Origin of the sequence: Acrocarpospora phusangensis, assembly GCF_016862995.1 — a bacterium.
Classification (GTDB): domain Bacteria; phylum Actinomycetota; class Actinomycetes; order Streptosporangiales; family Streptosporangiaceae; genus Acrocarpospora; species Acrocarpospora phusangensis.
This window is the reverse complement of record NZ_BOOA01000037.1, coordinates 24,674-36,339: the sequence shown is the minus strand read 5'-3', so window position 1 is coordinate 36,339 and position 11,666 is coordinate 24,674. Positions and strand designations below refer to the sequence as shown.

Sequence of the window (11,666 nt, the reverse complement as noted above, 5' to 3'; positions counted from 1 at the left end):
GCGTCTCATGGTCGGTTGGACCTCCCCTGGGCGGAGAAAGTTCGGCCGGATCACGGGCGGACCAGCGCGTAGCCGATGCCGTGCACCGTCCTGACGACCCCGGAGCCGAGTTTGCGGCGCAACGCCCGGACATGGCTGTCCACCGTGCGCGTGGCCGCGGCCTCGGAGAATCCCCAGATGTCCGACAGCAGGCGTTCCCGCTCGAACACCTGCCCCGGCCGTTCGGCCAGCCTCCTCAGCAGGTCGAACTCCGTCCGCGTGAGCTGGGCCTCGACACCGCTGACGAAGACCCGGCGCTCCGCGGTGTTGATCTCGACGCTGCCCACCCTGATCACCGCGTCCTCGGCCGCGAGCTGGCTGGCCCGCTCGACCCGGCGCAGCAGCGCGTGGATCCTGGCGACCAGCTCGCGCATGCTGAACGGCTTGGTGATGTAGTCGTCGGCACCCACCCCCAGGCCCACCAGCACGTCGGTCTCCTCCCCGAGTGCGGTGAGCATGAGCACCGGCACCGGCCTGGCGGCCTGCATCCTCCGGCAGACCTCCAGGCCGTCCAGCCCCGGCAGCAGCCGGTCGAGCACGACCAGGTCGGGCTCCGATCGGGCGTAGGCCGCGAGCGCACCCTCGCCATCGCTCGCGACCCGCACGTCGAACCCCTCGGCCGCCAACCGGGTCTGCACGGCCCGGGCGATCGTGTCGTCATCCTCGACCAGGAGGATCCGCCGCTGCTGGGGAGATGCCATGACGTGCAGCGTAGAGCGCCGACGTGCAGACGAGTTACCCATCAATGTGCAGAAATCGTGCACTCATGCCTGGACGGCACGGGCGCCGGAGAATGTCGGTGGCGGCGGATACCGTGTGCGTGTGATCGATGTCGAGGGCTACCTGCGAAGGCTTGGACTGCTGCACGACGGCCCGCCGAGCGTGGAAGGGCTGTTCCTGCTCCAGCAGACCCACGTCGAACGCGTCGCGTACGAGAACCTGGCGATCTGGCTCGACCAGCCCACGACCGTGGATCCGATGGAGTCGGCCGCCCGCATCGTCGGCGGTCGCGGTGGCTACTGCTTCCACCTGAACGGCGCGTTATGGGCGCTGCTGACCGCTCTCGGCTACCAGGTCACGCGTCACTTCGGCAGCGTCCAGGGCACTCCGGAGTCCCCGGCCGGGTCGGTCGGCAACCACCTGGTCCTCACCGTCGCCGGCCTCCCCACCGGCGACAACCCGACCGGCGAATGGCTGGTCGACGCGGGTCTCGGCGACGCGATCCACGAGCCCATCCCCTTGATCGCCGGCACCTACCGGCAGGGCCCTTTCGAGTACGGGCTGCGCCCCTCGGAAGCCGAACCCGGCGGCTGGCGCTTCGACCACGACCCGCGCGGCAGCTTCTACGGCATGGACCTGCGCCCGGGGCCGGTCGGCATGGACGCCTTCGACAGCATGCACAAACACCTCAGCACCTCCCCGGACTCCTCGTTCGTGCGGACCTCCGCCATCCAGCGCCGCGACGCGCACGGCGTGGACGCCCTCACCGGCCTGGTCCTGCGCCGCTTCGGCCACGGCGACACCACCACCGTCCTCGACCGCGAAGAAGATTTCGCCGAAGCCTTGGCGGACGTGTTCGGCCTCACGCTGACGTGGGAGGAACGCGCCCAGCTCTGGCCACGCTTATGGACGGCCCACGAAAAGTGGCTCACCACGAAAACGTCCTGATCGATTCCGTGGTGCCCGCGCCAAGAACCTGACAAGTCCGTCGACCCGGATAAGGGCGCCCGGCAAATGGCCCAGCTAGCCGCTTCTCGCCGTTATCCGGCGCCGTTAACGCAGGTGACGCTGCTCGCCGCACCGGCGCCAAAAGTGGCCGACTTGATGCTGTCAGAGGTTCTGAGCCCCGTTCTGTTCTTGGCGCGGGTTCGTTGGACTGCCACCACCCTTGGCGTGTCAGGCGACCTTCGGCGAACCTGCCGTCCATGTGTTGCAGGCTCCGGCTCGGCCGGCCTGGTAGCCCTTCTTTAGCCAGTACACCCGGTTGGCGGGCTTGCCGTTGTACTTGAGGTAGCCGTACTCGGGCGGCTCCATGCCGGCGATCAGCGCCTTGAAGTCCTTGATCTTGCGTCCGAGGCTCTTGGCGGACACCCCGGCGAAGCAGTCGGCTTGCAGGTAGAAGCGGTGGGTCTGCTCGTCCACCTCGTCCCCTGACGGGTCGTTGTCCATCCGCCACCACGCCTGGCCGATGCCCGTCTGCCCCTGGACGACGCCGCTCCAGGTCCGGGTGATCACAGCGAACGCCTTCAGGTCGCTCTTGGCCTTGATCCAGTCGTCGGCCAGCCGCACTCTGATGACCGTGCCGCAGATCGTGGCGTACGAGCCGGCGATGTCCATCCCGCTGGAGCAGGACTCCTTCTCCGTGGTGAACATGACCTTCACCGGCTGGAAGCCGTCGATTGTGCCCTTCCAGGCCGTGTTCAGGCAGGAGACGAGCTTCTTGACGTACTTCTCGGTCGAGGACTTGGAGGTGCCCTTGGCCGGCTTGCAGGTGGTCTTGGGCAGTGCGGGCTTCTTGTAGATCTTGTTGTGGGTGAGTGTGGGCTCGCCCTTGACGGGATGCGCGTGCGCCGTACCGGAGACCGTCACGAGGACGGCCGCGGCGACGCCCAGTAATCGAATAATCATGAGGCCGGAGAATAGCGGCCACGCCGACGGGCCGGCCTCCGCCGCGCGAAGGATTTGAGCAGGGGCATGCTCAGGCGCCCTGCGTACGCGCATACCTACCGTTCGTCACATGCACACCCTTTACGAGTGTTCCTGGTGGAGGTACTGGGGGCGGGGCTGCTCACGCTGCTCCAGACCCCCGCCGCCGCGGACCCGATCGTGAACGTGACGGTCACGATCAAACGCATCACTCTCCTGGCGGGCGGCGACTGCGGCGAGCGCGCCAAAGACGTACATCCCGCGAGCGTCCGGGTTGTCACTCCACCAGCGCGCCGAAGACGTAGGTCCCGGGGGCGTCCGGGTTGTCGCCTGCCCAGAATTCGGTCCAGTGGACGCGGAACTCGTCGCGGGTGATCCGGCCGTCGCCGTCCAGGTCGAGACGGGGGAAGATCTCGTCGGTGGCGGCGGGCGTGCCGTTCCAGGTCTGGATGAGCGCGGCGTACTCCGCGCGGGAGATGAGGCCGTCCCCGTCCAGGTCGATGGCCTCGAACATCGCGTCGGCGGTGCCGGAGACCGCGTCCGCCATCTCGCCGAGCCGCTCCACGACGAGCAGCACGTCGTCGAGGCTGACGGCGTCCCTGCCGGAGGCGGACTTGAGCACCGGCCACCAACCGGTCATGACGGCGGCCAGCCGCTCCGGGTCGGCGGGCCCGGCGACCGCCGTCCAGCGCCGGGCGAGCGCCTGGAAGTCGGCCTCGGTCAGCCTCCCGTCGCCGTCCACGTCCATCGCGTCGAAGACCGCGACGACTTTCCTGCGCTGGAACTCACTGGCCACATCCGCCTCCGCTCTCCAGGGGACTTCATGCTTCCCGGAGGTCACGGTCAGTGACCATATTCGGATGGGTGACGGATCTGTTACGTATCGCTATCCGCTCAGGCCGCGGAGGGTCGCGGTGACCAGGGTGCCGAGGGAGGGCAGGTGGTAGCCGCCCTCCTGGACGGCGACCGTGGGGAGGCCGAGGGAGGCGATGGCGGAGCCGGTTTCGTGGTAGCCGGTGGTGGTGACGCGGAGGGGGCTTTCGGGGTCGTCGGCGGCGGCGTCGACGCCGAGGGAGACGACGACGGCTTCGGCGCCGAAGGCCTCGGCGGCGTCGCGGAGGCGGGTGAGGGCGGAGAGCCAGGCGGCGTCGCCGGATTCGGGGGCGATGGGGATGTTGAGGGTGGTTCCGTGGCCGGGGCCTGCGCCGGTTTCATGGGCGAAGCCGAAGTAGTGGGGGAACCAGCCGGCGCCGGGGTCGACGTGGGCGGAGCCGTAGAAGACGTCCGGGCGGTCCCAGAAGATCGCCTGGGTGCCGTTGCCGTGGTGGGCGTCCACGTCGATGATCGCCACTCTGGCGAAGCCGTGGTCGCGGAGAGCCTGGGCGGCGACGGCGGCGTTGTTCAGGTAGCAGGAACCGCCGTAACCAGCCGGGGTGGCGTGGTGGCCGGGCGGGCGGCAGAGCGCGTACGCCACCCGCTCCCCCGAGGCGACCAGGTCGGCGGCGGTCTGGGCGGCGTCCACGGCGGCCCGTGCCGCGCGCCAGGTGCCGGGGCCGACCAGGGTCATCGTGTCGTAGCAGTACAGACCGGCGCGGGCGTGTGTGGCCGCCGGGTCGTGCGCGGGCATGCCGGCGAGCATGGCCTCGGTCGGGAAGACGTAGGGGACCACGCGATCCTGGCCGTAGTCACGCGGGTAGCCGCCGTCCTCCCACTTCTGCCAGATGCCGTGCAGATGGTCCACGAAGGCGGGGTCGTGGACCGACCGCAGGACCTCGTCCCCGTGCGGCGCAGCCTCGACGATCGGGAATCCGCCCGCCGCCAACTCGTCGCGGATGACGGTGACCCGCTCCGCGACCTCCGTTCCCGGGGTACGCGTCCCGAGCCAGATCTCGGCTCCGGGATCGTGCGCCAGCGTCTCCGCCGACCAGACGACGGTCACACGGGTCATGCGCGGCCCGAGGCGCGGAAGAAGCGGTCCAGGACGCGTACGCCGAAGTCGAGGGCGTCCACGGGCACCCGTTCGTCCACCCCGTGGAACATGGCGTTGTAGTCGAAATCGGCCGGCAGGGCCAGAGGGGCGAAGCCGTACGTGACGATGCCCAGTTCGTTGAAGGCTTTGGCGTCGGTGCCGCCGCTCATCACGTACGGGACGGGCAGCGCGGCCGGGTCCTCGGCGACGAGGGAGGCGCAGAGGGCGTCGAAGGTGGGGCCGCCGGGGTCGGCCTCGGGGGCGTCCTCGAAGCAGACGAACTCGCGGGTGACCTTGGGGCCGAGCAGGGAGTCCACGGTGGCCAGGAACTCGTCCCGGGAGCCGGGGAGGAAGCGGCCGTCGACCTGGGCCTCCGCGGAGCCCGGGATGACGTTGACCTTGTAGCCGGCGTTGAGCATGGTGACGTTGGCCGAGTTGCGGAGCACGTGCTTGAACAGTTCGCCGACCTTGCCGAGGCGCTCGGCTTCGGCGTCGAGGTCGTCGAGGTCGAGCGGCCGGCCGAGGGCGGCGGAGATGCCGTCGAGCATGCCGCGTACGCCCGGGGTGAGCTGCAGCGGCCACTCGTAGGCGGCCAGGCGGGACATGGCGTGGCAGATCTCGGCGACCGCGTTGTCGGTGGCGCGGAGCGAGCCGTGCTGGGCCACGCCGCGGGCCCGCAGCCGCATCCAGGCCATGCCCTGCTCCCCGACCGCGACCGGATAGACCCGCTTGCCCTCGTGGACCACGGAGTATCCGCCGTCCTCGCTGATGGCTTCGCGGACGCCCTCGAACAGGCCGGGGTGATGACGGGCGAGGTAGTAGGAGCCGTACTCGCCGGTGGCCTCCTCGTCGGCGGTGAAGGCGAGCACGACGTCGCGGTCGGGGCGCACGCCCGCGCGGGCCCATTCGCTCACCATGGCGAGGGTCATCGCGCAGGTGCCCTTCATGTCGACGGCCCCGCGCCCCCAGACCACGCCGTCCACGATCTCGCCGGAGAACGGGTGCAGCGTCCAGTCCTCGGCGGCGGCCGGCACCACGTCCAGGTGCCCGTGGATCAGGAACGGGTCCCCTGAGCCCGACCCGGCGACCCGGGCGACCACGTTGGACCGGCCCTTCGAGGTCTCCAGGATGCGGGCCTCGACCCCGCAGTCGCCCAGCAGGGTCGCGACGTACTCGGCGGCGGCGCGTTCGCCCCGGCCCCGGTTGTCGCCCTCGTTGGTGGTGTCGATCCTGATCAGATCTGAGCAGATCACGCCGGCGTTCATCTGAATCTCCAAAAATCAGGCCAGTACGCACGCGGCGTGGTGGCCCCGGTCAGCGGGCAGCACAGGGAGGGACTCCCGCTCGCAGCGGGCGGCGACCTCGTCCGGCAGCCCGGCCGCGTACGCGGGACAGCGCGGCCGGAACCGGCAGCCGCCCGGGATGCGGGAGGGGTCGGGCGTCTCCCCGGCCAGCACGATCGGCTCCTGCCGCGCCACCTCGGGCACCACGGACAGCAGCGCCTTCGTGTACGGATGGCGGGGATTCATCAGCACCTCGGCGGTGTCCCCCGTCTCCACGATCCGCCCCAGGTACATGACGGCCACCCGGTCGGCGATGTTCCAGGCCAGCCCGAGGTCGTGGGTGACGACCAGCACCGACAGGCCGAGCTCCTCGCGCAGGCGCAGCAGCAACGCCAGGATCTCCCCGCGTACGGACGCGTCCAGGGAGGAGACGGGCTCGTCGGCGACGAGCACGTCGGGTTCGAGCACGAGCGCCCCGGCGATGACGACGCGCTGCCGCTGCCCCCCGGACAGTTCATGCGGATATTTCAGGAAAAATCGCTCGGGGGGACGGAGGCCGGCCTTCGAGAGCGCGTCGGCCACCCGCACCTCCTCCCGGTCCGAGACGCCGTGGATGCGCAAGCCCTCCGCCACGGCCTCGTACACGGTGTGCCGGGGGTTCAGGGACCCGCTGGGGTCCTGGAGCACGAGCTGCACGTGCCGCCGGAACTCCTTCAGATCCGCGCGCGAGTAGCGAAGCGGCTTGGTGCCGTACTCGACCTTGCCCGCGGCGGGCTTGACCAGGCCGAGCAGGCTGCGCGCCAGCGACGTCTTGCCGCACCCGGACTCCCCGACCAGCGCCACGATCTCCCCGGCGCCGATCTCCAGGTCCACGCCGTCCACCGCCCGCGCGGAACCGAACCGCACGCACACCCCGCGCGCCGCGAGCGCCACCACATCCGCCGAGCTCATCGCACCCCTCGCAGGTCCAGGCCGGTCTCCCCGGCACGCAGGCAGGCGGCGGCCCGTCCCGGCGCCACACTCGTCAGGGCGACCGGCGTCGTCGCGCACTCCTCCAGCGCGACCGGACATCGCGTATGGAACTCGCACCCGCCCGGCAGGTCGCCGGGGAACGGCGGATCTCCGGGCAGGCCGCGCGGTGCGTACCGGAAGCGTTCGTCGCCCACCCGGGGGAAGGCCCCGGCCAGCGCCGCGCTGTACGGATGGCGCGACTCGTCGAACACCGACGACGCGGGGCCCTGCTCCACGACCCGCCCCGCGTACATGACGGCGACGCGGTCGCAGTTGGCGCCCAGCACCGACAGGTCGTGCGAGATCAGCACCAGCGACAGGCCCAAATCGCGGACCAGGCCGCCCAGGAGTTCCAGCACCTGTGCCTGCACCATCACGTCCAGCGCGGTGGTGGGCTCGTCCGCGATCACCAGGCGCGGCTTGCAGGCCAGCGCCAGCGCGATCATCACGCGCTGCCGCTGCCCGCCGGACAGCTGGTGCGGGTAGTCCCTGGCCCGGCGCGCCGGCAGGCCGACCTGTTCGAGCAGTTCCCCCACCCGCCGGTCCGCCTCCCGCCGGGAGGTCTTCGGCTCGTGCAGCAGGATCGGCTCGGCGATCTGCCTGCCGATGGTCTGCACCGCGTTCAGCGAGTGCAGGGCGCCCTGGAAGACGATGGACGCCTCGGCCCACCGGATCGCGCGCAGGCGCCCGAACTTCATGCCGTACACGTCCTCGCCGTCGAGCAGGACCTGGCCTTCTACCTTGGCCGAGCGGGGCAGCAGCCGGAGCACGGCGTTGGTGATGGTGGACTTGCCGCACCCGGACTCGCCCGCGATGCCGAGCACCTCGCCGGGGGACACCGCCAGGTCCACCCCGCGGACGGCGGGCACGTCCCCGGCGTAGGTGACCCGCAGGTCCTTCAGCTCGAGGAGACTCAATGGCCCTCCTTCAGACGCGGGTTGAGCACGACCTCCATGGCCCGCCCGACCAGGGTGAACGCCAGCACGACCAGCACGACGCAGATGCCGGGCGGCAGCACGAACCACCACTCGCCGTTGGACATCGCCCCGGTGCCGAACGCGCTGTCCAGGATGTTCCCCCACGACTGCTCGGTCGGGTCGCCGAGCCCGAGGAAGGACAGCGTGGTCTCGGACAGGATCGCGATCGACACGGTGAGCACGACGTGCGCGAGCACGACCGGCATGACGTTCGGCAGCACGTGCCGCGTCATCTGGTGCCAGTCCCCCGCCCCCAGCGCCTTCGCCCTCTCCATGTACGGCCGGGACCGCACACTCAGCGTCTGCGCGCACACCAGCCGGGCCGTACCCGGCCAGGAGGTGACGCCGATCACGATGATGATGTTGACCAGGGAGGCGCCCAGCACGGTCGCCAGCACGATGGCCAGCGGCAGGAACGGGATCACCAGGAACCAGTCGGTGAAGCCCATGAGCAGCGAACGCGCCCACCCGCCGTAGAAGCCGGCCATGATGCCGACCAGCGTGCCGATGACGATGGCGATGGCGGTGGCCGACAGCCCGACGATGAGCGACACCCGGGTGCCGTGGATGAGCAGGGTCAGGATGGACACGCCGTTCTGGTCGGTGCCGAGCCAGTACTCGGCCGACGGCGGCTGGTGGCTCCTGGCGGTGGCCCTGGCCACGTTGAGCCCCTCCGGGTCGGCCAGCAGCGGCGCGAAGATCGCCACCAGGGCGAAGACGACCAGGATCGCGAGGCCGGCCAGGGCGCTGTTGTGCGAGCGGAAGTCGTGCCAGAAGCGGGCGGCGGTGGCGCGGCGGCGGGCCCAGGTGATCGACCTGGCCGAGGTCGCGGCCGTCACTGGGTGCTCACCCTCGGGTCGAGCACGGCGTAGAGCAGGTCGGCGAGCAGCGTGAACACGACCACCCCGAGGGAGAACAGCAGGAACACGGCCTGGAGCAGCGGGATGTCGGGCCCGCGCAGCGCCTCGTACGACAGCAGCCCGAGCCCGGGCCAGGAGTACACGGTCTCCACGGTGATCGCCCCGCCGATCACGAACCCGAGGTTGAGGAAGATCAGCGTCATGGTGGGCAGCAGCGCGTTGGGCACCGCGTGCCGCCGCCTGACCAGGTCCTCCCGCAGGCCCTTGGCCCGCGCCAGTTGCAGGTAGTCCTGCCGCAGCTCGTCCACCAGGGAGGCCCGCATGATCGAGGTGTACTCGGCCAGGTAGACGATGGCCAGCGCGGTCACCGGCAGCACCATGTGCCAGGCGGTGTCCAGGACGGTGTCCAGGAACCCGGTCACGCCCGGCGTGGAGATGCCGCCGCTCGGGAAGAACGGGAGCGCGATCAGCAGCACCATGCCGACCCAGAACTCCGGCATCGCGTAGAGGGTGTTGGTGGTGCCGGTGGTGACGCGGTCGAAGGTGCCGCCGCGCCGCCAGCCGCTGCGGATGCCCAGCCAGACCCCCGCCACCGAGGCGATCAGGATCGCCGTGCCGACCAGCAGCACCGTCGGCCAGACCCGCTCGCCGACCAGCTCCCAGACCGGCCGGTTGAACCGGACCGAGTTGATGGTGCTGGCGAACGGGTTGGACAGGTACTCCAGGAACTGGGTGCCGATCGGCCGGTTGAGCTGGGCGCGCAGCTTGATCAGCTGCTCGGGGGCCATGTTGCGGCCCCGCGAGTAGAGGCCGATCGGGTCGCCCGGCAGCATCCGGAACAGGAAGAAGTTGAACACCAGGACGAACAGCAGCGTGCCGCACGACCAGCTGATCTTCCTGATCACGTAGCCCCGGGTTCCGGCGAGGAAGGGAGTCCGCGCCGGAACCGCCGGGGTCGGCGGCACCCCAGGAGCAGTGGTGGCGGTCGCCATCGGGCTATTCCCGCTCGTCCGCGTCAGCCGTACGGCGCCGGCGGGCGACCAGCACCCCGGCCACCGCGAGGACGGCGATGCCGCCGACGACCGCGCCGATCACGGCGGAGCTCATGCCGGAGCTCTCGCCCGAGGACGCCGCCGCGGCGGAGGCGGAGGGCTTGACCGGCTCGATGGAGAGGTAGGAGTGGATGCCGTACTGGAAGAGCAGCGAGCCGTCCGGGTCGGGCTGCGGGACGAAGCCGGTCCACTTGTCGCTCCGGTAGGCGACCATGTCGTTGTAGTAGTACGTCATCGCGTACGCGGCGTCGTCGTAGACCATCTGCTGCATGCGCTTGGCCAGTTCGGCGCGCTTGGCGGGGTCGGTCTCGCCGGACTGCTCTTCGTAGAGCTTGTCGTACTCGGGGTTGCAGTAGAAGGAGTCGGACAGGTCGGCGAAGATCGAGTCGCCGTCCTTGTAGCTGCGCTTGCCGCAGGTGAAGACCGACATCTGGTAGTCGGGGTCGGGTTCGACCACCCAGCCCCACTCGAACATGTCGTACTCGCCCTGGCCGATGATCTCGGTGAGCGCGTCCTCGGACATGACCTTGACGGTGACCTCGATGCCGATGTCCTTCAGCCAGGTCTTCACGAACTCGCCGGTGGCCTGGGACTCCTCGCCCTCGCGGACGAACAGCCGCAGCGTCAGCTTCTCGCCGTCCTTCTCGCGTACGCCGTCGGCGCCCTTCGGGTAGCCGGCCGCGTCCAGGAGCTGGTTGGCCTTGGCCGGGTCGAAGTTCTGCTTGGTCGCCGGGTCGAGGTGGAGCGCCGGGTACATGGGCGGGATGAAGGTGGAGGCGGCCGAGCCGTGGCCGTTGAGCACCCGGTTGACCAGCACGTCGCGGTCGATGGCCTGCGAGATGGCGAGCCGGACCTGCTTGTCCTTGAGCGCGGGGTGGCCGTCGCCGATCGGGGTGCCGTCGGCGAGCGCGGCGCCGGTGTTGAAGGCGATCTCGTTGAAGCCCGGGTAGTTGGAGCTGCGGGTGGTGATGCCGGGCTTGTTCTTCAGCGACTCGAAGACGTTGCTCTGCAGGTCGTACGCGAAGTCGATCTCGCCGCGGGTGAGTGCCTGGGCTTCGGCGTCGGCGTTGAGGAAGACCCGGAAGACCAGCTCGTCGAACTTGGGCGCGCCGCGCCAGTACTCCTTGTTCGCCTCGAACCGGAGGAACTGCCCCTTACGCCGCTCGATCAGCCGGAACGGCCCGGAGCCGACGATCGCCTGGCCGGCCTCCGGCTCGTTGGCGTACGACTTGACCTCGGTGCCGTCGATGTCCTTCCAGATGTGCTCCGGCAGGATCGGCACCGCCAGGCGTTCCATGATCGGCGTCGGCTTCTTCACGTGCAGCACCAGCGTCGTGTCGTCGGTGGCCTCGGCCCGCTCGATGTTGGTGACGTAGTTGCCGTAGTTGGTCTGCTCGAAGTCGCCCTCGATGACGCGGTTGAAGGTGTAGGCGGCGTCCCTGGCGGTCAGCGGCTGCCCGTCCGACCACTTCACCCCCGACCGGATCTTGTACGTCCAGCTCTTCTTATCCGGCGCCTCCTGGTACGACTCCGCCAGGCTGGGCATCGGCGACACGTCCTTGGGGCTGGACGTGACCAGGTAGTCGTACATCAGGGCGTAGGTCTCGTACGCCTCGACCACGATCCCGGTGAAGGGGTTGGTCGAGTCCACGTCCGACAGGATTCCGACAGTGAAGGTGACCTTGCCCGCGGACGCGGACCCCGACGGCGCGGGGCTCTCGGCCAGCGCGGTCGCGGCGGGCGCCGCCAGCAGCCCGGCCGCGAGCGCGACGCTCAGAGCTCTTCTGACGAGGTGGTGCATATCGGCCTCCGGGGGCGGGAGTCGATGA

At 70.0% G+C, this 11,666-nt stretch carries 11 protein-coding genes; 1 reads left to right on the top strand and 10 read right to left on the bottom strand.

The genetic code is table 11. The annotated features are described in order from the left end of the window. Positions 1-50: 50 nt before the first annotated feature. Positions 51-740, bottom strand: a complete 690-nt coding sequence (locus Aph01nite_RS22335; protein WP_239161882.1) for a response regulator transcription factor — start codon at positions 738-740, stop codon at positions 51-53. 121 nt (positions 741-861) lie between these two features. Between Aph01nite_RS22335 and Aph01nite_RS22330 the strand changes: the two genes are divergently transcribed. Beyond that, positions 862-1,707 carry an arylamine N-acetyltransferase family protein gene (locus Aph01nite_RS22330; RefSeq protein ID WP_204042902.1) on the top strand — a complete coding sequence of 282 codons (846 nt, stop codon included), beginning with the start codon at positions 862-864 and terminating at the stop codon, positions 1,705-1,707. Between the two features lie 228 nt (positions 1,708-1,935). On the opposite strand, the gene Aph01nite_RS22325 is transcribed toward Aph01nite_RS22330, so the two are convergent. The 9 genes from Aph01nite_RS22325 to Aph01nite_RS22285 all read right to left on the bottom strand — a co-directional run bounded on the left by Aph01nite_RS22325 (position 1,936) and on the right by Aph01nite_RS22285 (position 11,638). After that, complete coding sequence (locus tag Aph01nite_RS22325) at positions 1,936-2,667, bottom strand: neutral zinc metallopeptidase (RefSeq protein ID WP_204042901.1); 732 nt, start codon at positions 2,665-2,667, stop codon at positions 1,936-1,938. A gap of 295 nt (positions 2,668-2,962) precedes the next feature. Continuing rightward, positions 2,963-3,481 (bottom strand): EF-hand domain-containing protein, encoded by a 519-nt coding sequence (locus Aph01nite_RS22320; RefSeq protein ID WP_204042900.1) that lies wholly within the window; start codon positions 3,479-3,481, stop codon positions 2,963-2,965. Positions 3,482-3,571: 90 nt separating this feature from the next. Next, positions 3,572-4,633 (bottom strand): histone deacetylase family protein, encoded by a 1,062-nt coding sequence (locus tag Aph01nite_RS22315; RefSeq protein ID WP_204042899.1) that lies wholly within the window; start codon positions 4,631-4,633, stop codon positions 3,572-3,574. Beyond that, entirely contained in the window at positions 4,630-5,919 is a 1,290-nt protein-coding gene (locus Aph01nite_RS22310) for a M20/M25/M40 family metallo-hydrolase (protein ID WP_204042898.1), read from the bottom strand. Before Aph01nite_RS22310 ends, Aph01nite_RS22315 begins: the two co-directional genes overlap by 4 nt. 15 nt (positions 5,920-5,934) lie before the next feature. Beyond that, entirely contained in the window at positions 5,935-6,888 is a 954-nt protein-coding gene (locus tag Aph01nite_RS22305; RefSeq protein WP_204042897.1) for an ABC transporter ATP-binding protein, read from the bottom strand. Then, the gene (locus Aph01nite_RS22300) at positions 6,885-7,865 is read right to left on the bottom strand and encodes an ABC transporter ATP-binding protein (protein WP_204042896.1); all 981 of its coding nucleotides are present in this window, start codon (positions 7,863-7,865) and stop codon (positions 6,885-6,887) included. The genes Aph01nite_RS22305 and Aph01nite_RS22300 overlap by 4 nt, the downstream gene beginning before the upstream one ends. Next, positions 7,862-8,764, bottom strand: coding sequence for an ABC transporter permease (locus Aph01nite_RS22295; protein WP_204042895.1), 903 nt, complete (start codon positions 8,762-8,764; stop codon positions 7,862-7,864). Before Aph01nite_RS22295 ends, Aph01nite_RS22300 begins: the two co-directional genes overlap by 4 nt. Continuing rightward, positions 8,761-9,777, bottom strand: coding sequence for an ABC transporter permease (locus Aph01nite_RS22290; RefSeq protein ID WP_204042894.1), 1,017 nt, complete (start codon positions 9,775-9,777; stop codon positions 8,761-8,763). The genes Aph01nite_RS22295 and Aph01nite_RS22290 overlap by 4 nt, the downstream gene beginning before the upstream one ends. Before the next feature lie 4 nt (positions 9,778-9,781). Then, complete coding sequence (locus tag Aph01nite_RS22285) at positions 9,782-11,638, bottom strand: ABC transporter substrate-binding protein (protein WP_204042893.1); 1,857 nt, start codon at positions 11,636-11,638, stop codon at positions 9,782-9,784. Positions 11,639-11,666 lie beyond the last annotated feature (28 nt).

Bases quoted from the DNA above. Each gene is read 5' to 3' on its own strand.
- Aph01nite_RS22290 (WP_204042894.1), bottom strand. From the start codon at position 9,777: ATGGCGACCGCCACCACTGCTCCTGGGGTGCCGCCGACCCCGGCGGTT.
- Aph01nite_RS22325 (WP_204042901.1), bottom strand. From the start codon at position 2,667: ATGATTATTCGATTACTGGGCGTCGCCGCGGCCGTCCTCGTGACGGTC.
- Aph01nite_RS22285 (WP_204042893.1), bottom strand. From the start codon at position 11,638: ATGCACCACCTCGTCAGAAGAGCTCTGAGCGTCGCGCTCGCGGCCGGG.
- Aph01nite_RS22335 (WP_239161882.1), bottom strand. From the start codon at position 740: ATGGCATCTCCCCAGCAGCGGCGGATCCTCCTGGTCGAGGATGACGAC.
- Aph01nite_RS22305 (WP_204042897.1), bottom strand. From the start codon at position 6,888: ATGAGCTCGGCGGATGTGGTGGCGCTCGCGGCGCGCGGGGTGTGCGTG.
- Aph01nite_RS22315 (WP_204042899.1), bottom strand. From the start codon at position 4,633: ATGACCCGTGTGACCGTCGTCTGGTCGGCGGAGACGCTGGCGCACGAT.
- Aph01nite_RS22310 (WP_204042898.1), bottom strand. From the start codon at position 5,919: ATGAACGCCGGCGTGATCTGCTCAGATCTGATCAGGATCGACACCACC.